17 protein-coding genes and 1 tRNA gene are annotated in these 23,315 nt (G+C 30.9%); 12 read left to right on the forward strand and 6 right to left on the reverse strand.

What is annotated here, in order from left to right:
• The 6 genes from glyS to ABIK75_04390 all read right to left on the reverse strand — a co-directional run.
• Positions 1 to 1,619 (reverse strand): glycine--tRNA ligase subunit beta (gene glyS / locus ABIK75_04365; GenBank protein MEO0090321.1); only part of this gene is annotated, 1,619 nt, incomplete at its 3' end.
• On the reverse strand, positions 1,561 to 2,079 hold the full coding sequence (locus ABIK75_04370; protein ID MEO0090322.1) for a CvpA family protein: 519 nt from the start codon (positions 2,077 to 2,079) through the stop codon (positions 1,561 to 1,563). The genes glyS and ABIK75_04370, both read right to left, overlap by 59 nt.
• A gap of 47 nt (positions 2,080 to 2,126) precedes the next feature.
• On the reverse strand, positions 2,127 to 2,717 hold the full coding sequence (locus ABIK75_04375; GenBank protein ID MEO0090323.1) for a hypothetical protein: 591 nt from the start codon (positions 2,715 to 2,717) through the stop codon (positions 2,127 to 2,129).
• Between the two features lie 50 nt (positions 2,718 to 2,767).
• A complete protein-coding gene (locus ABIK75_04380) occupies positions 2,768 to 3,103 on the reverse strand; it encodes a hypothetical protein (protein MEO0090324.1) in 336 nt (111 codons plus the stop codon).
• 68 nt (positions 3,104 to 3,171) lie between these two features.
• Positions 3,172 to 4,965, reverse strand: coding sequence for an excinuclease ABC subunit UvrC (gene uvrC / locus ABIK75_04385; protein ID MEO0090325.1), 1,794 nt, complete (start codon positions 4,963 to 4,965; stop codon positions 3,172 to 3,174).
• On the reverse strand, positions 4,965 to 6,425 hold the full coding sequence (locus ABIK75_04390; protein ID MEO0090326.1) for an RtcB family protein: 1,461 nt from the start codon (positions 6,423 to 6,425) through the stop codon (positions 4,965 to 4,967). The genes uvrC and ABIK75_04390 overlap by 1 nt, the downstream gene beginning before the upstream one ends.
• Positions 6,426 to 6,607: 182 nt before the next feature.
• Here ABIK75_04390 and speB point away from each other — a divergent pair, with 182 nt between their 5' ends.
• The 12 genes from speB to ABIK75_04450 all read left to right on the forward strand — a co-directional run.
• Positions 6,608 to 7,432, forward strand: a complete 825-nt coding sequence (speB, locus tag ABIK75_04395; GenBank protein MEO0090327.1) for an agmatinase — start codon at positions 6,608 to 6,610, stop codon at positions 7,430 to 7,432.
• A gap of 364 nt (positions 7,433 to 7,796) precedes the next feature.
• On the forward strand, positions 7,797 to 8,591 hold the full coding sequence (locus tag ABIK75_04400) for a peptidyl-prolyl cis-trans isomerase (GenBank protein ID MEO0090328.1): 795 nt from the start codon (positions 7,797 to 7,799) through the stop codon (positions 8,589 to 8,591).
• Positions 8,588 to 9,802, forward strand: a complete 1,215-nt coding sequence (locus tag ABIK75_04405) for a peptidylprolyl isomerase (protein ID MEO0090329.1) — start codon at positions 8,588 to 8,590, stop codon at positions 9,800 to 9,802. The genes ABIK75_04400 and ABIK75_04405 overlap by 4 nt, the downstream gene beginning before the upstream one ends.
• A complete protein-coding gene (locus ABIK75_04410) occupies positions 9,796 to 11,130 on the forward strand; it encodes a hypothetical protein (GenBank protein MEO0090330.1) in 1,335 nt (444 codons plus the stop codon). Before ABIK75_04405 ends, ABIK75_04410 begins: the two co-directional genes overlap by 7 nt.
• 2 nt (positions 11,131 to 11,132) lie before the next feature.
• Entirely contained in the window at positions 11,133 to 12,347 is a 1,215-nt protein-coding gene (locus tag ABIK75_04415) for a hypothetical protein (GenBank protein ID MEO0090331.1), read from the forward strand.
• Positions 12,340 to 14,322 (forward strand): VCBS repeat-containing protein, encoded by a 1,983-nt coding sequence (locus ABIK75_04420; GenBank protein MEO0090332.1) that lies wholly within the window; start codon positions 12,340 to 12,342, stop codon positions 14,320 to 14,322. The genes ABIK75_04415 and ABIK75_04420 overlap by 8 nt, the downstream gene beginning before the upstream one ends.
• 4 nt (positions 14,323 to 14,326) lie before the next feature.
• Positions 14,327 to 15,898 (forward strand): sigma 54-interacting transcriptional regulator, encoded by a 1,572-nt coding sequence (locus ABIK75_04425; GenBank protein MEO0090333.1) that lies wholly within the window; start codon positions 14,327 to 14,329, stop codon positions 15,896 to 15,898.
• Positions 15,899 to 15,933: 35 nt separating this feature from the next.
• Positions 15,934 to 17,781 (forward strand): GNAT family N-acetyltransferase, encoded by a 1,848-nt coding sequence (locus ABIK75_04430; protein ID MEO0090334.1) that lies wholly within the window; start codon positions 15,934 to 15,936, stop codon positions 17,779 to 17,781.
• A gap of 4 nt (positions 17,782 to 17,785) precedes the next feature.
• Positions 17,786 to 19,912 carry an acetate--CoA ligase alpha subunit gene (gene acs, locus ABIK75_04435; GenBank protein ID MEO0090335.1) on the forward strand — a complete coding sequence of 709 codons (2,127 nt, stop codon included), beginning with the start codon at positions 17,786 to 17,788 and terminating at the stop codon, positions 19,910 to 19,912.
• Between the two features lie 161 nt (positions 19,913 to 20,073).
• Positions 20,074 to 21,702 carry a VCBS repeat-containing protein gene (locus ABIK75_04440; protein MEO0090336.1) on the forward strand — a complete coding sequence of 543 codons (1,629 nt, stop codon included), beginning with the start codon at positions 20,074 to 20,076 and terminating at the stop codon, positions 21,700 to 21,702.
• 440 nt (positions 21,703 to 22,142) lie between these two features.
• Positions 22,143 to 22,216: transfer RNA gene (locus ABIK75_04445), tRNA-Lys, on the forward strand.
• A gap of 18 nt (positions 22,217 to 22,234) precedes the next feature.
• On the forward strand, positions 22,235 to 23,315 hold a 1,081-nt coding region (locus ABIK75_04450; GenBank protein MEO0090337.1), incomplete at its 3' end, for a glycosyltransferase family 4 protein.

Consider the following 23,315-nt stretch of genomic DNA (forward strand, 5'->3'; position numbering starts at 1 on the left):
GCAATATCGTAAGAATAACCTTTTTCTTGGATATAAAGTTCTAAACGTTCTTTCAAGAAAGAGGATACCTCTTTTTTTATTTTCTCTTTATCAAAATTGATATTTAATTTTAAAAAGAGTTCTAAATCAGCAGAGATTAATTCTTCTAAATTAATATCAAGGTTATGATGAACAATGGTGTTAATAATGTTATCGGCTTGTTTTTTTAATCCAAAAGGATCATAAGAACCCTTTGGAATTGCCCCTTTTATAAAACTTGCATTAATATTATCAATCCTATCAACAATTGTTAAATAGGCACCGTAGAGAGTTTTAGGTAAATTTTCATATTGTTCATATAGGGCATCACAAATTATTGTAGGATAATTAAAATATCTTGCATAAATTCCGCCCATTTTTCCTTGTAAAGATGTAAACTCTTTTTCCCTTACCATATTTGTTAACAAATCCGCCTTGCTTAAATAGGCAATCTTTTTTGCATACTCGTCATTACTTATCATTCCTATTAAAAAAACTAATCTTTCGGTTTTATCATAAAGGCTTCCTAATCCTTCAATCCAGATTACCTTTTTTTCTTCTTCTACCAGTTCTTCTAATGGTTTTTTCAAATCTTCATTAAAGTAATATTTAGCATCTTCTAATCTTGCCTGACAAGCCTTTTCGTACCAAGTCTTTATTTCTTGTATCGCTCTTTTATTTTTTAAAAAGGGTTTATTGGTAACAACAATAAAATAAGGAAGTAGTTCATTCTCTTTTATAACTGTTAAGGCATGAAGATAATTTCTTAAGCCAGTAATTATTACTTCCCTTGGCAGAGATAAATAATCCTTCTCAAACTCACAAAGCAGTAAAGAAGGATATTCACAAATGTTTAACATCTCAAAAATTAGTTCCTTATCTTCAATAATTTGGGCATCCAATTTTCTTAATATCTTTTCTAAATTCTGGTAAAATAATTTTTCTCTTTCTTCATATAAAGAGATTACGCCATTTTTCCTTAATATATCAAAATAACTTTGGGCATCTTTAATTCTTATTGGTTTAAAAGATTTATCTCGGTGAGGATAAGTTATATTGTTAGTTTTTATACTATCAATTTTAAATTTAACAACTCGATTATTGAAAAGACAACAAATAGAATGTACTGGTCGGGCAAAAGTTAAATTTTCAGATATTTTCATTCTTTTTGGAAAAGGTATATTTCTTATTATATCAGGTAAAAATTGAGAAATAAGTTTCCTTAAACTTTCGCCACCAACCTTTTTCTTTATAAATACATATTCTCTTTCACCGATTTTCTTGATAATGATATCTTTCTCTTTTGCCTTGTTTGCCTTTAAGAATCCTTTTCCTTGTTCAGTTAAGTTGCCATTTTCGTTAAAGGCAATATTTTTAGGTGGTCCTTGAATTTCAATAAATTTTATTTTTGTTTTTTCGGGAAGTCCGCTAATAAAAAGACCAAATCTTCTGGGAGTATAAAATTCTTTTATCTCTTTAAATTCAATTTCGTTTTCTTTTAGAAAATTTAAAAAATTATTTTTTAAAAAAGATACCGCCGGCTCAATATAACTGACCGGCAATTCTTCGGTTAAAATTTCCAACAAAAAATAGTTTTTCATAATAGTAAGAAGTTCTCACAGGTATTTTTCTTGGTCTTAACCAATAAAGAGTAATCCTTCTGGCAATCTTTGATTTTTCATAATACTTTTTTAAGTTAGGAAAGAAAAAAAGAGAAAGATGAATAACAAAGGCGATTGTAATAAAAGTAGCAAAAATTCCCCAAAGACCACCAGCAAGTTTATCTAACCAAGAAAGGAAAATAACCTTTAAAATTTGGGAAACGATGTTCCCTAAGAATTTAAAAACAAAGAAAACCAAGAGAAAGAGGATAATAAAAGAAATTACTCTAATAATTCTTGTATCACCAAAGTGTTTTGATAATTCTGGATAAAAACGGTTGGCAATAAATATTCCTAAAATAAGACCCAAAAAACCGCTAGCGCTTTTAACTAAACCGTTTCTCAAACCTTGTAGAAAACCAAAAATTAAAATAAGAATAATCAAAATATCCAGAAACATATATAAAAATAACGAAATATTTTATATTGTCAAATTAAATGAGTATTTTATAAAGAAAAAAGTTTACTAATTCCGAAATTAAAAATAAAACTTCTGTTATTAAAATTTCTTCTTATACCGGCATAAACATCAAAAATTGGTAAAGAATAGGAAGTTCCGAAAGTTATCATTTTATCTTTTCCTTCACTGTAAAATTCGGTTGCCGGAGTAAAATGGGAAAGACTTTTTTCTAAGGCAATTCCGTAAAGAAAAGAAAAATTATCTTCTTCTTTTTCATAAATAAACCCGCCGCATCCATAAAGATTTATAATATTAAAATCCTTTCCTAAAGAAGAAATGAGTAAAAGATTTTTACTTTTATCTATTCCTACTTTTAAAGCACTATTAAACAATGGATTTTCAAACCCCTTTTTATAATATAAAACGAAATCCCATTCCTTTTCATAACTAATATCAAAAGAAAACTCAGAAGAAAAAGGTAAACCAAAATAAAGAGATAAAAGAGAACCCCATCGCGAAGTATCTTCTTTATAATAATTTCCCTCTAATTCAAAAGAAAATTCTCTAAATTTGTTTAGAGTAGGTGGTTCAGTTAAAATAAGACCATTTATTAAAGCAAAAATTAGAAGGAAATTCATTTATTACCTCCTTTTTATATGTTTTTATGGTTTATTAAATTTCCGTTTAATTAGTAAACTTCTTTTTTTCTCGTGTAGTAAATATAAACAATAACTCGCCAAACTATAAAAACAGAAATAGTAATAACAACTCCCAAGGCGAGATCTTTTAAAGGATTTTCGCCAATTAAGAAAATTTCTCCATTCCATAAGTGGTCAACGACTCCAAAGATCACCGCACCGAGGAGTAAAAGAAAAAGCCATCCCTTTTCTGGTTCTTTTATTTTTAATCCTTTTCGGAAAATTGTTAAAAAAATGAGGGTTATTGTTGGAATGGTATAACAAATTCCCAAGGAAAGTAAAAAATAAGTTGATATTAAACTACTCTTTGTTGCTATCCAATACATCTCTCCTCCTTTTTAATTTTTATTAAAAATTTATTATAAAGAAAAAAATTTTAAAATCAATAAGTGATTTAATTTCTATTACTTAAATATTGCTTAATTTTTTCAGCAATATTTTTGGGAATTCCGATTTTTAAAATATCTTCAATTTTAGCATTTTTTATTCCCTCAATACTGCCGAAGGTATTTAAAAGAAGAAGTTTTCTTTTTTTACCCACACCAGGAATTTCATCCAATATAGATTTCTTTATACTTTTTTTTCTTAAATTTTTATGGTAAGCAATCGCAAATCTGTGGGCTTCATCTCTTATTCTTTTTAATAGTTTTAAAGCTGGTGAATAAGCAGGTATGGAAACAATCTTTCCATCTTCAAAATATAAGGTGTCACTTTTTTTGGCAAAGGCTAAAATTGGAATGTCTTTATTAAATTCTTTATAAACTTTATTAGCAACTGCTAAATGCCCTTTACCACCATCGACTAATACTAAATCAGGTAAGGGTTTATTTTCTTCAATTAATCTTTTTAACCTTCTTTTTAAAACTTCTTCCATCATTCCGTAATCATCTTGACCACTTATTGTTTTTATTTTGAATTTTCTATATTCACTCTTTTTAGGTGTTATTCCTTCAAAAACCACAATTGAACCACAGGCATATTTACCAAAAAGATTGGAAATATCGACACCTTCAATTCTCATCGGTGTTTTTTCTAATGAAAGATAGTTACCCAGTTCAATGTTGGCTTTTGGTAAATGGGGAGTGGGCAATATCTCTAACAGTTTGATTTCAGCATTTTTCTGGGCGAGATTAAGAAGTCTTTTCTTTTTTCCTTTTTTGGGAATAGTGATTTTTATTTTAACATTCCTCTTTTTTTCAATAGTTTCAATAAAGGTTTGGACTTCCGGGACTTTCTTAGGTAAAATTATTTCGTTAGGAATGTCATAACTGTGAAGATAAACAGACGACAAAAGGGTTTCTAAGATTTCTTCTTCGGTATTAGTCAAGGGAAGATGGAAAGGGTATTCTTCTTTACTTATTAATTTTCCTTCTCTAATTTTTAAGATTATTGTCACTGCTAAATTTTTATTTTTAGCAACCCCAACTACATCCATTGATTTCTTGTCTTTTAAAATCACTTCGTGCCTTTTTCTTAATTCTTGTAAAGCAAAAAGTTGATTTCTTAAAATTGCTGCTTTTTCAAACTCTTCTTTTTGTGCTGCTTCCCACATTTTCTTTTCGATTTCTTTTATCAATTTCTCTGATTTTCCCATTAGAAATTCGATTACTTCATTTACCCTTTCTTGATAACTTTCTCTATTAACTTTATTTTGGCAAGGTCCTAAACAAAGATTTAAACGATAATTTAAACAAGGTTTTTCTGGAATAGTTAAGGGTAATTTTTTATTACAAGTTCTTATTTTGAAAATCTTTTTTACCAATCTTAATGCCTGCCTTAAATTTTTTGCCGAAGTATAGGGTCCGAATAAAATTGAGCCATCTTCTTTTAAATTTCTTGTTGGAAAAATTCTTGGATACTCTTCATTAACCGTAATTTTTAAATAGGGAAATTTTTTATCATCTTTCAAACGGATATTATATTTTGGCTTATTTATCTTTATAAGGTTATCTTCTAAGATTAAGGCATCGCTTTCCGAAGAAGTAACGATAATATCTAAATCAGCAATTTCTTTTATTAAATTTGCTCTTCTTACATCTGGTTGGGGTTGGAGATAATATTTTAATCTTTCTTTTAGATTTCTTGCCTTACCAATATAGATAATTTTTCCCTCTTGATTTTTGAAAAGATAAACACCAGGTGCTGCAGGTGCATTGTTTATTTTAGATTCTAAAGGGGTGTTGGTCATTAACCTTTGACAACCCCCAAAGGTCGCATTCTACATACTCTTTTTGATATACCTGCATTATGACAGACCTCTACTACTACATCTACATCCTTATAGGCATCCGGAACTTCTTCTCTTAGAACTTCTCTACTTGCTGCCATTACAATAATATTTTTTTGTCTTAATTCTTGGGCAATATCACGATTTTTTGTTTCCCGTAAAGCCCGTTCTCTTGACCAAACTCTTCCTGCTCCGTGACAGGTGGAACCAAAAGTTTCATAAAAAGCTTTTTCTGTACCGACAAGTAGATAAGAATTTGTCCCCATATCACCGGGAATAATTACTGGTTGACCAATTTTCTTATATTCCTCAGGAATTTGTGGATGGTTGGGTGGAAATGCTCTGGTGGCACCTTTTCGGTGGACACAAACTGTTTTCTTCTGGCCATTAATTATATGCTCTTCAAATTTGGCAATATTATGAGCAACATCGTAAATTAAATCCATTCCCAATTCTTCTACTGGTTTTTTTAATACTTGGCTGAAAGCTTCTCTTACCCAGTGAGTAATGCATTGACGATTCGCCCACGCATAATTGGCTGCACAAACCATCACACTATAATATTCTCTTCCTTCCGGTGATTCAATGGGTGCACAGGCAAGTTGTTGATCAGGTAATTTTATTCCATATTTCTGTACTGCCTTTCTTAAATTTCTTATCGCATCGTCACAAATCTGATAACCAAGTCCGCGGGAACCAGTATGAATCATAACAGTGATCATTCCTTTTTCTAGACCAAAAACTTTGGCACATTCTTCATCATAAATAGTTTCAATCACCTGGATTTCTAAAAAGTGATTACCGGCACCAAGGGTGCCAAGTTGGGGTGTGCCTCTTTCCAATGCTCTTTTGGATACTAAATCTGGTCTTGCTCCTTTCATTTGGCCGTTTTCTTCGGTAAATTTCAAATCTCTTTCGGTTCCAAATCCTTTTTCGTAAGCCCATCTCGCTCCTTTTTCTAAAACTTCCATAACTTCTTTTTCTGAGATTCTTATTTTACCCGTAGAACCTACACCAGAAGGAACATTGTGGAAAATACTTCTAACCAATTGTTCTAAAAGATTGGGTTTTAAGTCTTTGATTGTTAAATTCGTTTTTAATAATCTCACACCACAATTAATATCGTACCCCACACCACCTGGTGAAATAACGCCTTCTTTCAAATCAAAAGCCGCAACACCACCGATGGCAAAGCCGTAGCCCCAGTGAATATCCGGCATCGCTAAGGAATATTTTAATATTCCTGGTAAAGTAGCAACATTTGCCACTTGTTCTAAAGCCATTTCTTGTTTGATATGGGTTAAAAGTCTTTCGTCAGCGTAAACAATTCCGTCGACGCGCATTTCCGGTTTATAACTTTTTGGTACTTTGTAACGCCAATCGTCAATTTTTATTAAAGGACCTTTCCATCCATTCGACATACTTAACCTCCGATTATATAATTATAAAAGATAAAAAATTTTAGTCAATCATTATTGATGATTATGCTGAAAACTTATTGCCAGCTAGAGGATATAATATTGTCTTCTTAACTATTAACCGATAATACTTTGTTGATATTCCTTTTACTTGATTTTTAAAAAAATTTTTATATATTTCTCAAATGGGTTTTTATTTTGCTAATGCTAATTTAGAAGAAGCCGATATTTTAATTTTAGGCATTGGATATGACCGAACTTCTTCTTTTATTTCCGGTTCGCGCTTTGCTCCTAATTTAATCCGGGAAGGCGCAGAAAATATTGAGACTTATAGTCCATATCAACAGAGAGATTTAACGGAAATAAAAATTTGTGATTTGGGCAACTTTCTCTTTCAAAAGGAAAAACCGGAAGAGTTTATAAAAGAGGTAAAAGATGTAATAAAGAATTATTTGAAGAAAAAAAAGAAAATGGTAATTCTTGGCGGTGAGCACACAATCACTTATCCAATCGTGATGGCTTTTCAGGAATATTATAAAAATTTGGCAGTTATTATTTTTGATGGTCATTCCGATTTAAGAGAAGATTTTATGGGCGAAAAAATTTGTCATGCCACAGTGGCAAAAAGAATTTTAGAAGTCGTAGGAAAGGAAAATCTTTATCAATTTGGTATTCGTTCTCTAACTAAAGAATGTCTTAAGCAAAATCCCAATCTTTTTCTCTTAGAGGTCTCTAAACCGTTAAAGAAAATTATTTCTTTGTTGAAAAATAAAAAAATTTATTTATCCTTAGATTTAGATGTTTTGGATATGGGTATTTTACCAGCAGTCCAAACACCCGTTGCTGGTGGAATTAGTTTCTTAGAATTGGTTACTGCATTTAGGTTGTTGAAAAATTTAGAAATTGTGGGTGTTGATATCGTAGAATTTTCTCCCCTCTTTAATAATCCTTTAATTTATGCCTCCTTTTGTGCCGAAATTCTTCGGGAGGTACTGCTAATAATAAAATAAGATGTGTTGTCAAGTTTGTAATCTTTTTAATATTTGTAAGAATAAGAATGAAAGTTGCTGTGAAAAATGTAAATACTTTGATTCTTGTATGGCAATGACTAAAGAAGATAAGAGAGAGAAGATTATTTATAATAAAAAATTGAGAAAAAAAAGATAAAAGAAAGAGAGACGGAGTGGGATACTTGTTTTATTATCGAGGGTGGGAAGTGGAATAACAATTGAAAGAAAAAGTGGATGAAAAATATTTGGATTATAAGAATTGTCGAAGAGAAATAAAGAAAGATTTTTGATTTACTTATTTATTGACTTTAATTTCAAATTTTTTTATTATTGATTTAGATTTTTATTTAAAAGGAGTGAGAAAATGAAAAGGATAGTTATTTCTTTAATATTGTCTTTTGTAATTTTCTCTTGTGAGGAGAGAAAACCGGTAATAAAAATTGGTAATAAAAAGATTACTAAAGAGGAAATTCTAGCCCAATTACCTCAGGAAGTAAATTTAAATGAGCAAAACTTAATACCTATTTTGGAAAGAATTGTAAACAGTGAACTTATTTATCTTGCTGCTCAAGAAAAAGGATTAACTAAAGATAAAAATTTACAAATGAAACTTAGAGCCTTAGAAAGAGATTTTTTTGCTAATGCTTTGATTGAAGAAGAAGCAAAAAAGATTTTCGTTTCCCAAAAAGAAGTATTGGATTACTATACTCAACATAAAGAGGATTTTCTTTCAGAAATTAAGATCCGACGGATTGTTGTTTATGATGAAGATTTAGCTAATAGAATTTTTGAGGAATTAAAAGCCGGCCGAGATTTTGTCTCTTTGGCAAAAGAGTACTCGCAAGATCAACTTTTACCTGCTGGGGAAGAATCAAAATATTTTCCTCGGGGTTTTTTAACTGATCCAATTTTAGAAGAAGAGATTTTTTCATTAAAAGTTAATGAATTTACCTCTCCAATTAAATCTCAGGAAGGGTACCAGATTATTCAATTGGTAGATAAAAAGAAAGTAAAAAAAGATGTGTCTTTAACAGAGGTAGAAAATTATATTAAACAGATATTACAATACAAAAAGGGTTATGAAATGTTAAATAAAATGCTTTTAGACTTGAAAGAGAAATATAAGGTGAAGTATTATCCAGAAAACTTCTTTAAATGATCTGTTTTTTAATATTTTTCGCTTTTTCTTTTTATGACTGTATCATTGCCCAGGTAGATGAAGAAATTATTCTTTTTTCTGAATTTTGTAAAGAGTATCTTTTATTAAAAGAATTTACATCACCAGTAGCCGATACTTTCATTTTAAAAGATTCTTTACTTAATAGTTTGATTAATAGAAAAATTTTATTGAAAGAAGCAGAAAGAGAAACAATTATAATAAAGGAAAAAGAGTTGGAGAATCTTTGGCAAGAAAGAATAAAAAAAATAGAAGAAAGTTTTTTAACTAATGAAACAATATTAAGGAAGGCAAAGGATTTTCTAAAAAATAGTTTTTATCAAGAATTGCTTATTCAAAAATTATTGACTAAAAAAAATCGGTTGAATATTATTATCACCCCGTTAGAATTAAAAGAATTTTATGAGGAGATAAAAGATTCTTTAGCAAGAAAACCAGCAGTTTGTGAGATTGCCCACATTTTTATCCCTATTTTACCAAGTGAAGAAAAAGAAAAAAATTGTCAAAAAAAGATCAATGAGATATATGAAATTTTATTGCGCGGCGGTGATTTTGAAGAAGTCTGTAAAAGTTTTTCTGAGGATAAAAACACAAAAGATAAAGGCGGTTATCTGGGTGAATTCTTTATTGACAGTTTGCCGTCGGTATTTCGTGAAGCGATTCAAGGATTAAAAATAGGTGAATTTTCTTCTCCTTTTCGAAGTCAATATGGTTACCATATTATAAAAAAATTGGATGAAACAAAAAATAAAATAAAAATTGCCCATATTTTTGTTGAAGTATCACTAAGTAAAAAAGATACTCTTCAGACAAAAAATCTTCTTTTAAAAATCAGGGAAAAAGCACTCCGGGGCGAGGATTTTGGAAAATTAGCAAGAGAGTATTCCTATGATTTGGAAACCAAAGATAAAGGTGGTTATTTAGGTGAGTTTGTAGTGGATTTTCTTTTTTCGCCTTTTAAAGAAGTATGTGAAAAAATGGATAGCGGAGAGATTTCACCACCTATTTTGTCTCACGAGGGGTTTCATATAATAAAAATGTTAAAGAAAGAAAAGGAAAGAATTTTATCTTTTAGTGAGGTTCAAGAAGAGTTAAGAAATTTTCTCTATCAAAAAAAATTAAAAGAAATTATTGAGGAGTATTTGAAAGAAGTAAGAGAAGCCCATTTCATAAAAATAAATTTTAAATGCTAATACTTCTCTTTTCTCTTTTTTTCAGTGATCTTCCCGTTGATTCCTTTGCCCATTCTTTGTGGGGTGATAAAGAGATTCCTATCTTTTTATATTTTAAATTTAAAAATTTTCCGATAGAGTTAAAGATTGATTGGGGAGATGGGAAAACAGAAAGTTTGGAAGTAAAATGGATAATTTATGAAGCAGAGCACAAATACGAAAAATCGGGAAGATATGTAATAAGAGTAAAAATTGGTAAAGATTATTTTATCACAACTGATACCATAACTATTTTTGATGAACTTTTTATTGGTAGAATAGATTTAGAAGATATGGTTTACGGTAGTTGCGCAATTGACAAAGAAGATAATATTTATATTGGCGATATTAAAGGTAATTTTTATTCTTTTGATTTGTTAGGTCAAAAAAGATTTCAATTTTCCGCTGGCGGTAAAATTTATGGTTCTCCTTTAATTGTTGAGACGCTAATCTATTTCGGAGCCGATTCTTTTTTATACTGTTTAACTAAAAATGGAAGATTGATTTTCAAAAATAAATTATCTGGTGAAATCTATAATACTCCTACTTTTTTACCGCCAGATAAGATTGTGATTTCTTCTGACGACGGCAATTTTTATATTTTCACTCTTTTGGGTAAGAAGATAAAAGAAATAAAATTTTCTTCTGAGTTGAGTGATATTTCTGTGGATGAAAAAAATAATTTAATTTTCTCTTGTGGTTCTCAAATTTACTCTTTAAATTCTAAAGGAAAGATAAATTTCAAATTTAGTTCTTTAGAGGGCGACGAGTTTTTCCCTGCTCCCACAATCACCAATGATTATATCTTATGCGGCTGTGAAGATGGTTATTTATATTTTTTAAATAAGAAAACCGGAAAATTAATAAAAAGAGTTGCCAGTCCGGACGAAGATGCGATAAAAAGTGAAGCTATTATTGACGAAGAAGGGAAAATTTTTTTTGGAGACGATGGCGGTAAATTAAATTTTTATAAAGAAAAATTGGTCACCCTTTTTGAAGCCGAAGATGCGATTATAGCTTCTCCTTTAATTATTAAAAAAGATAATAAAAAAATAATTTTTATTTTAGATGAAATGGGTTATCTTTATGCCATTAACGAAAAGGGAAAGATATTATTTAGAATAGAGATTTGCGCCACTGATAAAGATTTGTATCAGGCACCTTCTTTTCTTTTTAGCAAAGAAAAGCTGATAGTACCATCGTGGGATGGGTATCTATATGCTTTTCGGATTGAAGGAGAAGTTGTTAAAAGTGAATGGTTTACTTATCGGGCTAATTTCTGGCGTAGTGGTAAAATAAATAAAAAGTAACAATGATTTTTCTATCTTTGCTTTTTTTTTCTTACTTTTCTCAAGCGGATATTTATGGTGAATTTATTTTAACCAACGAAATCGGCGTTTTTATTCCACCTAAATTCTCCTTTTCCTCGCTTTTACAAAGAAAAAAAAGATTGCTTTTTTTAGAAAATTGTAATAAGATTCTTCTATATTCTGAAGGGGTTTTTAAACCGTTAATTTTTGATGCTCAAGGTAACTACTTAGGTTATTTGGAAACTTCTTTTTATTATGCTAAAAAGGTCAAATATCAAAAGAAAGAGATGATTGTAATTCCGCAGGGTAATGTTTTGGGATTTTATACTTTAAAGAATAAAGGTCTTAATCTTTATCGAAAATTATTATTAAATGAGTATATTGAAGATTTTAACTTTTTAATCAGCAGAGATTCATTTTTCATTGTTTTGAGTTGCAGTGATGAAAAGGAAAATAAAATAAAAATTTATAACCAAAACTTTAAATTAATCACAGAAAAATCATTAATTGGAAAATTTTTGATTGAACCTCTTTTTGATACTCTTATTTTGGGAATAGAAAAAAGTTTTAAAAAATTGGTTTTGTTAAATAAAAACTTACAACTACTCTGGGAGTTTCAATTAAAGGATTTGGTATTAAATGATTATGCTGTTTGGGAAAGTTTATTAATTATGGTTGGTAGTGATACAAATCAAGAGCAGGGAGCCCTTTATTTTTTGTCTCTCAAAAAGGGTAAAATTATCGACACCTTTCCTTTCGGTTTTTTTTATCCTTTTGGTTTTAGCAGCGTGAAAACTGCCGATATCGATAATGACACGGAAAAAGAAATTATTTTAAGTGCGTCCGGTAAAAAAGGAGAGATAATTATTTTTAAAAGAGTAAAAGATAAACTGATAGTAAAGAAAAAAAGAGTTTTTCAACCTCTTAACCCTTGGATAAATAATGTGAATGTTTTAATTTTAGAAGTAGACGATTTTATTTATGATAAAAACAGAAATAAAGAGCTAATTTTATTAGTTACTTATGAAGAAAAAACAAACTCTTCTTTGCCTAATAATTTTAATAGTGGTCAGATTATATTAGTAGATAATAAATTAAAAGATATCGCTGATTTAGATTTAAATTTTCCTCTTTCTGATTTTTTAATTATTGATAAAAAAAGTAAAAAAGAAACTCTTTTAGTTTTACTTACTGAAAAATTGAAATTTTATGAATAATCTTTTTCTTTTTCTTTCTTTTGTTATCAATCTTTCGCCCTTTTTCGCTTTTTTAAAATGGGAGAAGAAAAAAAGAATTAATGAACAAGAAATCAAAAAAAAATTAATAACTCAACTTGTCTCCCAAAAGGACTGGAAGATTTTTTCCAAAATGGAAGATATTGTTTATCAAAAAGATGGTGAGGATTTTCTTTATGGATTCATAAAAAATAAAGTTTATCAAATTAAAAAAAAGAAAGTAGTCAATTTATATTTTCCTATTAAAAAATTAGGATTGTTAAAAGAGAAAAAAGGGATTTATCCGCTTTTAATTGGTGAAAAAGAATTAGTTTTACTAAATCAAAATTTAGATATTCTTTATTACAAAGAATTTGGTGAGAAAATTGAAAAATATATTTTGGAAGACCGAAATTTCGACGGAGAAGATGAACTTTATTTGCTTTTTAAAGATAGAATTTTTTATTTTTCCTCAGAAAAAGAAGAAGTGTGGGAATTGGATAATAATTGGCTCACTTCTAATTGGTTGGTTAGCGATGGAAATTCGTTGTTTTTACTTTTCCCTGATTCAATTATTATTTTAAATAAGAAATTAGAAACAAAAAAAATCTACCCTAAAAAAAATGAAAAATTTATTTTACTTATTTTAAAAAAAGATGGCTTAGGAATTTTAAGTAAGATAAAAAATCGTTCAATCATTGCGTATGATAAAAATAAAAAAATAGAAATTTTTGGTAATTTTAACAAGATAGAAGGTAAAATTTTTAAAGATGGTGTTTTAATTAAGGCCGATGATAATCTTTTTTTTATTAATCATTCTTTTTCTTATTGGGAAAATATAAGTGAGTATTATGGAATAAAAGAAATTAAGGATTATAAAATTTTTGACTTAAATGGCGATGGAAGAGAAGACTTGATTGTGGGCGACGGTAATTATCTCTTTTATTTTCTAAATAACTCACTAATGTTAGAAGAAAGCCAAAGAAGTTATTATCAAAAATTGACTAACCGAATAAAAATGGGAAATTTATACGATTATCAAGATTTACTAATAACTCTTCTAAACATTAGTGCCCAATTAGGGTTACCTTTTTTAGAAATTGAAAAAAAGATTGAAAAAGCAGTAAAAAAATATTACGTAGCTAAAATCCAACAGCAATTACTTTTGAGTAGTTTTTTATCAGTATTTTTTGTTCTTCTTTTTGTTATTGTAGTAAGGCCGTTTTTTCTTAAAATTAGAAGTAAAAAATGGCGATTAGAAAACCGTTCTTTGTCTCAAATAATTAAAATTGCTGAAGATCTGATTGCTTTGAACCATAATTACCTAATGAAAGGTAATCTTTTAGGAGGGCAGTTTCACATAAAGAAAATTAGTGAGGAGTTTAAATTAGTTGAAGAAGAAATTTTATATTTGAAAGAGACCTTGGAGCCGAAATTTTTCTTAGAGAATTATTTAGCCCTTTTGAAAAAATTACTTAATAATAAAAATGTCTCTGATTTGATTATTCTTCTAAAGGAAATAAATAAAAGTTTAGATAAAAAAATGGCGTTTCAAAGAATTAATCCTTTTGAGCTAGAAGATTACCTCTCAAAGGAAGGATACTACCTGTTGCAAATATGCGATCCCTTTGGTGACGAAGATAATTATAAAATTTTCTTAGATAAAAAAATAGAAAATTTTCTAACCCATCTGCTTGTTGACCATTTAAAATATGCTAAAAAATGGGCAACAGTTGTTTTAGAAAAGCGAATAATTACTGAGTGGCAAAAGAAAATTGTTGTATATTTTTATTCTGATGCGGAAACAGAAGTTTCTTTAGAAAAAGGTCATTTAGCTGAAGAGGTGAGAGAAATAAAAGAAAATTATTTTGATTACTTGAATATTACTAAGGGTTCTCAACCGCGAGTAAAGCTGATTATTGTTTTATCCGATTTAATTGGTGTTATTGAAGGAATAATTAAAAAGATTAAAATTTAAGATAATGAGAAAACCTTTAATTTTGGTGGTGGATGACTTAGAAGAGGCTTTTTTTGGATTGATAAATTTTATTAAAGAGAAGGAGGAAAAAATTTATCAGATTTTTGAATTTCTTTACTTCCAAGATTATTTTCAACTAAAGGAGTGGTACTTAAAAAATCGGGGAGAATTTGTTTCTTTAATTATTCAAGATGTCGATTATAGTCATTTGAAAGAAAAAAACCGACTTTTAAAAAAAGAAAATTGTGGGTTTATTCACTCCGAGTTTTTCGATGAGATAGCTTTACAAGGTTTTCTTATTTATTTAAAAATTCGTGAAGAATTGGATAGAATCGTGCCGGTTCTTTTTGTTTCTTTACGAGTCGGTCTTGATTACACTAAAGAATTTGCTCAATTTTTGGTGTATCCTGGTTATGGAAAATGTTCGTTTGTGCCTACGGAAGTAACCGGAAAAGAATATTATCCTACAATTGTCAAAAATATAGAAAATATGGCTTTGCTGCCGGTAGATAAAGAAAAAAAAGAAACATGGAAAAAATATCATAAAATGGTTATTGGGAATTCAAGAAGTATGGCTCATTTGGTAAAAGAGATTGAAAGAATTGCGATAAGTGATGCCACTTGTGTTTTGCTCGGTTCCAGCGGTGTGGGAAAAGAGTTAGTTGCCAATGCTTTACACCGGTTAAGTTATCGTTACGATCCGGAGGTGCCTCATAAGAGAGCACCTTTAACAGTAAACATTCACGCGTTAGATTTTAACTTAATTGAAGATGAACTTTTTGGTCACGAAAAAGGAGCTTTTACTGGCGCAATAAGTATGCGGGAGGGAATATTTGAAGCCGCCAATAATTCCACAATTTTTTTAGATGAAATTGGTGAATTACCTAATGAAATCCAGATAAAATTATTGAGGGCTTTAGAATATAAAAAGATAAAAAGAATTGGTGCTTCTTACGAAATTGAAGTAGATGTAAGAATTATTGCTGCTACTAATCGCACCATAGAAGAATTAAGAGCAAGATTGCGTCCTGATTTTTATTCCCGCCTTATCCAACACTGTATTTTTGTTCCTTCTTTAAAAGAAAGATATCAAAATGAAAATGTGGAAGTGATCGAAAAAGATGTAAAAGAACTTTCGGAATTTTTTATTGACGAAATGAATCAAAAAGAAAATCGAAATATTAGTATTTCACCAATTGCTTTAAAGTTTTTAACAAAACTGGTTTATGAATATGTGAACAACCAAAATGATATTTTTGAAAGTAATATTCGTACCTTTCGAAATATTGTGGAAAGGGCTTATGAACGAGCAATAAGCGACGGAGTTTCTCAAATTGATTTAGGCCATATAATTTCCACTATTGGTATGATGAGATTTTTACAAACAAAAAAAGAGGAAGGAAAAGAAGAGGTATCGTTAGAAAAAATTTTGGGTACGCTCAATCTTTCCGAAATTGAAAAAAGGGCAATAAAAGAAGCATTAAGGAAAAGCGACGGCAATATCTCGCAAGCAGCCCGTTTGTTAGGTATCCATCGGGATACTTTAAGAAGAAAAATTCAGGAATATAGTCTTTAAGATTGATTAATTTTTAAAAATTGTTAAACTAATTTATGATTAAAGATTGGCGAAAGAGAATCATTAAAGCGGAAGAAGCAATAAAAGCAATAAAATCTGGTAATAGAGTTTTTGTGGGCTCAGCCTGTGCTACTCCTCAAAGTTTGGTTCGCGCTTTAGCTCAATTGCCTGCCGAGGATGTGGAAATTGTTCACATTTTAACTTTAGGAGTGGCTCCTTATGCTCAAGAAGAGTTAACCCAAAGATTTCGTGCAAATGCCTTTTTTATTAGTACTAATGTTCGAAAGGCAGTTTGGGAAGGGAAAGCAGATTATACACCAATATTTCTTTCGGAAATACCTAAACTTTTTAAAACTGGTAGAATTCCAATTGATGTTGCCCTTTTTCAAGTATCTTTACCTGATGAACACGGTTACTGTAGTTTTGGTATTTCGGTAGATATTACTAAGCCGGCAGCAGAATCGGCTAAAATTAGAATTGCTGAGATTAATCCCAATATGCCTCGAACTTTTGGTAATTCTTTTATTCATATTGATGATATTGATTATATCGTTTATTCCGAAGAGCCGATAATTGAATATACTGTTTCCGCACCGCCAGAAATAGTGAGAAGAATTGCTAAAAATGTCGCTGATTTAATCGAAGATGGTTCCACAATTCAAGTTGGTTACGGTGGGGTTCCTAATGCTATTTTAGAGTTCCTTAAAGATAAAAAAGATTTGGGTGTTCATACGGAAGTCTTTTCTGATAGTCTGATTGAATTGATTGAAACCAAAGTAATTACTAACGCTCGTAAAACTCTCCATCCGGGGAAAGTAATTGCTTCCTTTGCGATGGGAACAAAAAAACTTTATAATTATTTAAATAACAATCCTTTCTTTGAATTTTATCCAGTAGATTATACTAATGATCCATTTATTATTGCTCAAAATGAAAAGATGGTAGCAATAAATTCCGCCTTGGAAGTAGATTTAACTGGTCAAGTTTGCGCTGATTCAATCGGTCATCGGTTTTATTCGGGATTTGGTGGTCAACTTGATTTTATTAGAGGTGCGGCAAGAGCGAAAGATGGAAAGCCAATTATTGTGCTGCCTTCTACTCGAGAAGGCGGAACAAAATCGAGGATAGTTCCTTTTTTATCAGAGGGTGCGGGTGTTGTGACTACCCGAGCGGATGTCCATTACATAGTAACTGAATGGGGGGTAGCCTATCTTCACGGGAAAAGTATCAGAGAAAGAGCATTGGCTCTGATTTCCATTGCTCATCCTAAATTTAGAAGTGAATTATTAAAAAAGGCAAAAGAACTAAACTATGTTTATCCTGACCAACCGGAAATACCATTAACTCAAGCTCGCTATCCCGAAGAATTAGAAAGTTGGGGAGAGACCAAAACGGGTTTAAAGATTTTCTTCCGACCAATAAAGCCAACTGATGAGCCATTGATGCGCGAACTCTTTTATTCTTTTTCTAAAGAGACAATTTATTATCGCTTTTTCTCTTATCTTACGGCAATGCCTCACGAAAAACTTCAGAAGTTTGTAAATGTTGATTATGAAAAAGAACTGGCTATTTTGGCGGTTCAAAAGAAAGCCGGCGAAGAGAAGATATTAGGTGTGGCTCGCTATATCGTAGATACCGCAACCGGTTTTGCTGAATTTGCTATTGTGGTGGCTGACAAATGGCAAAATCAAGGAATAGGAACCGCTTTGTTTGAGTATATGATTCGGATTGCTAAAATGAAGGGAATAAAAGGTTTTGTTGGGTATGTATTAGATACTAATGTCCGAGCCTATCGATTGTTTTATAAAATGGGTTATCCAGTAAAAGCCAAGTGGGAAGAAGGGGTGTATACCTTAATAATGGAATTTAGCGAGAAGAAATAGAAAGATGAGAGAAAATTTAAGATATATTTTTAATCCTCGGTCAATTGCGGTAATCGGTGCCTCTACAACACCGGGAAGTGCTGGACAAGTTACTTTTGCCAATATTCTATTAAATGGTTATCAGGGAGTAGTTTATCCGGTTAATATAAAGGCAAATAGTGTAATGGGAGTAAAAGCCTATTTTTCTATTTTAGATATCCCTGATGAGATTGATTTGGCAATTATTATTGTTCCGGCAATCTTTGTTCCCGAAGTAATTGAAGAATGTGGGCAAAAAAAAGTAAAAGGGATAGTAGTGATAAGTGCCGGCTTTAAAGAGATTGGTGAAAGAGGGGCAATTTTAGAAAAAAGAATAAAAGAATTAGTAAAGAAATATGATATCTCTTTAATTGGTCCCAATTGTGTAGGAATTATTAATACCGATCCAAAAATAAGATTAAATGCTACCTTCGGTCGGGTAATGCCCAAGGAAGGAAATATTGCTTTTATTACTCAGAGTGGCGCTGTTGGTCTGGCAGCATTAGAATATGCTCAAGCAGAAGGTATTGGTCTTTCTAAATTTATTTCTGTTGGCAATAAGGCGGATTTGAACGAAAATGATTTATTGGAATATTTAATGGAAGATGAGCAGACAAAGGTTATTCTTTTATATTTAGAGGATTTAGTGAAACCTTTAAAATTCTTAGAAATTGCCCGCCGAGTAACAGAACAGGCAAAAAAACCAATATTGGCGATAAAATCCGGAAGAACACCGGAAGGAGCAAAAGCAGCAGCAACTCATACCGGTGCATTGGCCGGCTCAGATGAAGCCTATGATGCTTTTTTCCGTCAATGTGGTATTATCCGTGTTGAGACAGTTAATGAACTTTTTGATTACGGCAAGGCTTTTGCCGGACAACCTTTACCAAAAGGTCGAAAAGTAGCAATACTCACCAATGCCGGTGGAATGGGAATTATGGCCACTGATGCTAGTATTCGCAACGGATTAAAATTAGCTTCTTTTTCTGAAAAGACCAAAGAAAGATTAAAAGCAATTTTACCGCCAACGGCAAGCATCGGCAATCCGGTAGATGTAATTGGTGATTCTGATGAAAAGAGATATTCGGAAGCATTAAAAATTATCTTAGAAGAAGAGGAAGTGGATGCGATAATCACTATTTGGACACCTACCCAAATAGTGGAAACAACGGTCGTTGCTAACAAAGTTGTAGAAATGGCTGAAAAATATTCAAAACCAATAATGGGTTGTCTACTTTCTTTACAAAATGCTTCAGAAGTGATAAGAATTCTTGGACAGGCAAAAATACCCTATTATCCAATTCCGGAAACAGCAGCCAAGGCATTAAGTTTAATGAGTTATTTTAATGAATGGATTCATAAAAAGATTACACCGGTAAAAGTATTTGAAGATGTGGATAAAGATAAGATTTTTTCCATTTTAGAAAAAGTAAAACAAAGAAATCCACCGGTGATTTTAGAACCGGAAGGATATGAAATACTTTCGGCTTACAAAATTCCAACATTGCCATTTGTTTTAGTAAAAAACGAAGAAGAAGCAATAAAAAAGGCAAAGGAGATAGGATATCCCTGTGTTTTAAAGATTGTCTCGCCGGATATTCTCCATAAAACCGATGTCGGTGGTGTGATGTTAGATATTGAAAATGAAGAAGAGTTAAGAATTAAATTCCAAGAACTTTTAAATAATGTAAAAAGTAAGAAACCCGATGCCCAAATTGAAGGTGTGTTAATCCAACCAATGGTTTCTTCGGGAATTGAAACAATTATTGGTATCAAGCGAGACCCCCAATTTGGTCCTTTAATTATGTTTGGAATCGGTGGAATTTATGTAGAAGTATTTCGGGATGTCTCTTTCCGAGTTTGTCCAATTAGAGAGTCTTCTGCTTGGCGGATGGTCCAAGAGATTAAAGGCTATAAACTTCTTCAAGGTTTTCGTGGCAAGCCACCAGCCGATATTGAAAAGATTGTTGAAACCCTCCAGAGAATGTCTCAATTAGTAATAGATTTTCCTTGTTTTTTAGAAATAGATATAAACCCTTTTTTAGTGTTTGAAAAAGGTAAAGGTGCCTGCGCTCTTGACGCCCGATTTCTTATTAAAAATTCTGCTCTCTAAATTCCAGAAATCAGTATAGGATACTGTCATAGGGTTATCCCTATATCCATATAAGTCTTTGATTTATAAGAACTTATAAGTATATACCCCCTCCCCCTATCCTTTTTAAACTATTAAAAAGAAATTATTGATTTCTAAATATTTATTATTATATTATTTTTATGATAATCTTGATACTTATTTTATCGCTTATTAATTTAGAATATGAAGAGTCTTCTAACGGTTTAATTCCACCAACATTAGAAATAGGTAGATTAGAAGTGGAGATGGTTGACATTAATTGTGATGGTAATTTAGATTTAATTTCCATTGGTGACCATGGTTCTCCTTATGTCAATACTGATCAACACGGCATTATGGTTTGGTTTGGCGATGGTCGAGGAAATTGGCAGGTTTATATGAATGGTGATTTTGGTTACGGAGGGATTGCTTATGGTGATGTGAATAATGATGGTTTTTTAGATGTTGGCTATGGGATGCATCACAATTATTCAAGGAATGATTTTGGTGACCAGTTATTAGAGGTGGCTTTGGGAGATGGAACAGGCAGAAATTGGATTCCTTGGGATGATAGTTTAGCAACCCATGGTCAAGATTGGGGAATGTTTTGTGTTGATTTTGCTGATGTTAATAATGATGGGCTTTTAGATATTGGTGCTAATGCCTTTGGTTATGATGATGGAATTCATATTTATCTAAATTTAGGTAATGGAATTTGGCGAAGGAGTTTTGGTTTTATTGGTGGTTATTCGGGTCATGGTTTTGTTTTTGGCGACATTAATAAAGATGGTAATATAGATTTTGCGGTTGCTCATCAATATGGTAGTGTTTATTTTGGTGATGGAACTGGTAATTTTATTTTAGCCCATCGGAATTTGCCGCCGGTAGGTGCTCGTGGTTATTATAATGTTGCTTTAAATGATGTGGATAATGACGGTGGTATGGATTTAGGATTTATTAATCCGCAAGGTGGTATTGAAGTTTGGATTTTCAACGAAGAAGGAGATAGTTGGGAGAATTTTTCCGGTAATTTACCTTCTACCGGTTCTTATGAAAGGATACAACTATTTGATATGAATCTTGATGGTTTTATTGATGTTATTGCCCAAGGTAATGGTGTTTTGAAGATTTATTTAGGTAATGGTAGGGGTGATTGGCAAGAAGTAGTAACAATCAATACTCCTACTCCGGGAACTGGTAGAGAATTAAAAGTTGGTGGTGATTGTGACCATAATGGCTATCCGGATATTATTTTAGTAGCAAGTGAAGGTTCTCCTAATGACCGAAATCGGGCAAGATTTTTTAAAGAGACTTCTGTCCCACAAAGGGTAAATATTTATCCTGTTTTTCCTCGTGGTTACGAAAGATTTCAACCAAATTCAGTAAATTTTATTAGATGGTTATCGGCTATTCCTAATCATCCGGAAACTCCTTCTTACATAAGAATTCAATTTTCCAGCAACGGTCCTAATGGTCCCTTTATTACAATCATTGATTCTTTTCCCAATACTGGATTTTTCCAATGGCAGATACCTAATGTGATTAGTAACGATTGCTATTTAAAACTAACTATCTTTACACCTTTTGATACTGTTTCGGTTTTAAATCCTCATCCTTTTGCGATAGGTATAGTGAGTGCTTTAAAGAATAAGGAAAACATTAAAAATAAAAATTTGAAGATAGATAAAATTTTTGATTTAACCGGTAGAGAAATTAGAAAGAGAGAATTTAAAAAAGGTATTTATTTTATTAAAAAGGATACCAAAATCAAAAAATTAGTAATTTACTAAATAACTTTTTATTTATTTAAACTATATTATATATAATTTTATCCCCATTGAAAAAATAAGTAAAGGAATTTATTATAATAGGAAGGGTATAATAGGGGGTAGGACTTAGGTGCTGATACGTTATAAAATTTATTAAAGTGATAAATATAGGGTTTAAATAGATTATTGTTATAGGGTTAGATAAAGATAATAATATAGCGTTTAAAAAAGTGATTAAAATAGCATTATATAAAGGCTATTATGTAGAGTCTATTAGAGAAAGCAGGGATGGGTTAGTAGAATGCTCTACTAATTTAGAAATCTCAAAAATAGTTAATTAATAACAAGAGGAAGGTTGTAATTATACCTTTGGATATAACTTTTATATCTTGATAATCATATCTTAACACATTTACTATATATTCTTGACTTTTATTTAACTTTGATTATAATTCTTAAAAGGGTCGTTAGCTCAGGCTGGTAGAGCACCTGATTTTTAATCAGGTGGCCGCAGGTTCGAGTCCTGCACGACCCATTTTTATTTCCTTTTCTTATGTCTAAAATTCTTTTAATTAATTGGCGATGTCCAAAAAATCCTCTTGCTGGTGGAGCAGAAATTTATGCCTATGAGATTTTTAGAAGAATAAAAGAGCATGAAATAACTTATTTAGCCGAAAGATTTCCGGAAAGCAAAGAAGAGGAAGAGATAGAAGGAATAAGAATTATCCGAATGGGTAATAAATGGACTTTTAATTTTTCTGTTTATAGAAATATTAATGAGATAGTTGATAAATATAACTTTGATTTGGTGATTGATGATTTGAATAAAATCCCTTTTTATTCACCTTATTTTCTAAAAAAGAAAATACCGGTTTTGGCTTTGGTAATGCATCTTTTTCGTAAGGCGATATTTTCGGAAACAAATATTTTCTTTGGTTCTTATGTGTATCTTACAGAATCTTTAATACCTTTAGTTTATAAGAATAACTATTTTGCTTGCTTATCCCAAAGCACAAAAGAGGATTTATTGAGACTCTTTAAGAATAATAAAGAGATAGAAGAGAAAATTTATGTTATTCCGCCAGGCATTGATTTGGATAGATATAAACCGGATTTTTCTAAAAAAAGAGAAAGAATTATTTGTCATGTTGGTCGGCTAAAAAAATATAAATCTATCCATCATCTTATTTATGCGGTTAAGATATTGAAAGAAAGAAATATTAATAATTTTAAAGTTTTAATTGTTGGTGAGGGAGATGATAAAGAAAGGTTAATGAAATTGGTTAAAAAATTGAATCTAACAGATATTATTGAGTTTACTGGTTATGTATCTGAAGAAGAAAAGATTGATATCTATCAACGTTCATTATTTCTGGTTGAGAATTCAATAAAAGAAGGTTGGGGGCTTATTGTGATGGAAGCAAATGCCTGTGGGACACCGGTAATCTCAGCGATGGCACCTGGTTTAAAAGAGACGGTAATTGATGGTGAGACCGGTTTTTTCTATCCCTATGGTGATGTTGATACTTTGGCAGAAAAAATGAAGATTTTATTAATAAACGATAATTTAAGGGAAGAGATGGGCAAAAAAGCAATAGATTGGGCAAAAAATTTTACTTGGGAGAAATCAGCCA

It is taken from the genome of candidate division WOR-3 bacterium (assembly GCA_039801725.1).
In the GTDB taxonomy this organism is placed as follows: Bacteria; Hydrothermota; Tepidihabitantia; order Tepidihabitantales; family DTDR01; genus DTDR01.

What these genes read in the sequence shown, in the direction of transcription:
- ABIK75_04370 (MEO0090322.1), bottom strand. Translation starts at nt 2,079, where the DNA reads ATGTTTCTGGATATTTTGATTATTCTTATTTTAATTTTTGGTTTTCTA.
- ABIK75_04375 (MEO0090323.1), bottom strand. Translation starts at nt 2,717, where the DNA reads ATGAATTTCCTTCTAATTTTTGCTTTAATAAATGGTCTTATTTTAACT.
- ABIK75_04380 (MEO0090324.1), bottom strand. Translation starts at nt 3,103, where the DNA reads ATGTATTGGATAGCAACAAAGAGTAGTTTAATATCAACTTATTTTTTA.
- uvrC (MEO0090325.1), bottom strand. Translation starts at nt 4,965, where the DNA reads ATGACCAACACCCCTTTAGAATCTAAAATAAACAATGCACCTGCAGCA.
- ABIK75_04390 (MEO0090326.1), bottom strand. Translation starts at nt 6,425, where the DNA reads ATGTCGAATGGATGGAAAGGTCCTTTAATAAAAATTGACGATTGGCGT.
- speB (MEO0090327.1), top strand. Translation starts at nt 6,608, where the DNA reads ATGGGTTTTTATTTTGCTAATGCTAATTTAGAAGAAGCCGATATTTTA.
- ABIK75_04400 (MEO0090328.1), top strand. Translation starts at nt 7,797, where the DNA reads ATGAAAAGGATAGTTATTTCTTTAATATTGTCTTTTGTAATTTTCTCT.
- ABIK75_04405 (MEO0090329.1), top strand. Translation starts at nt 8,588, where the DNA reads ATGATCTGTTTTTTAATATTTTTCGCTTTTTCTTTTTATGACTGTATC.
- ABIK75_04410 (MEO0090330.1), top strand. Translation starts at nt 9,796, where the DNA reads ATGCTAATACTTCTCTTTTCTCTTTTTTTCAGTGATCTTCCCGTTGAT.
- ABIK75_04415 (MEO0090331.1), top strand. Translation starts at nt 11,133, where the DNA reads ATGATTTTTCTATCTTTGCTTTTTTTTTCTTACTTTTCTCAAGCGGAT.
- ABIK75_04420 (MEO0090332.1), top strand. Translation starts at nt 12,340, where the DNA reads ATGAATAATCTTTTTCTTTTTCTTTCTTTTGTTATCAATCTTTCGCCC.
- ABIK75_04425 (MEO0090333.1), top strand. Translation starts at nt 14,327, where the DNA reads ATGAGAAAACCTTTAATTTTGGTGGTGGATGACTTAGAAGAGGCTTTT.
- ABIK75_04430 (MEO0090334.1), top strand. Translation starts at nt 15,934, where the DNA reads ATGATTAAAGATTGGCGAAAGAGAATCATTAAAGCGGAAGAAGCAATA.
- acs (MEO0090335.1), top strand. Translation starts at nt 17,786, where the DNA reads ATGAGAGAAAATTTAAGATATATTTTTAATCCTCGGTCAATTGCGGTA.
- ABIK75_04440 (MEO0090336.1), top strand. Translation starts at nt 20,074, where the DNA reads ATGATAATCTTGATACTTATTTTATCGCTTATTAATTTAGAATATGAA.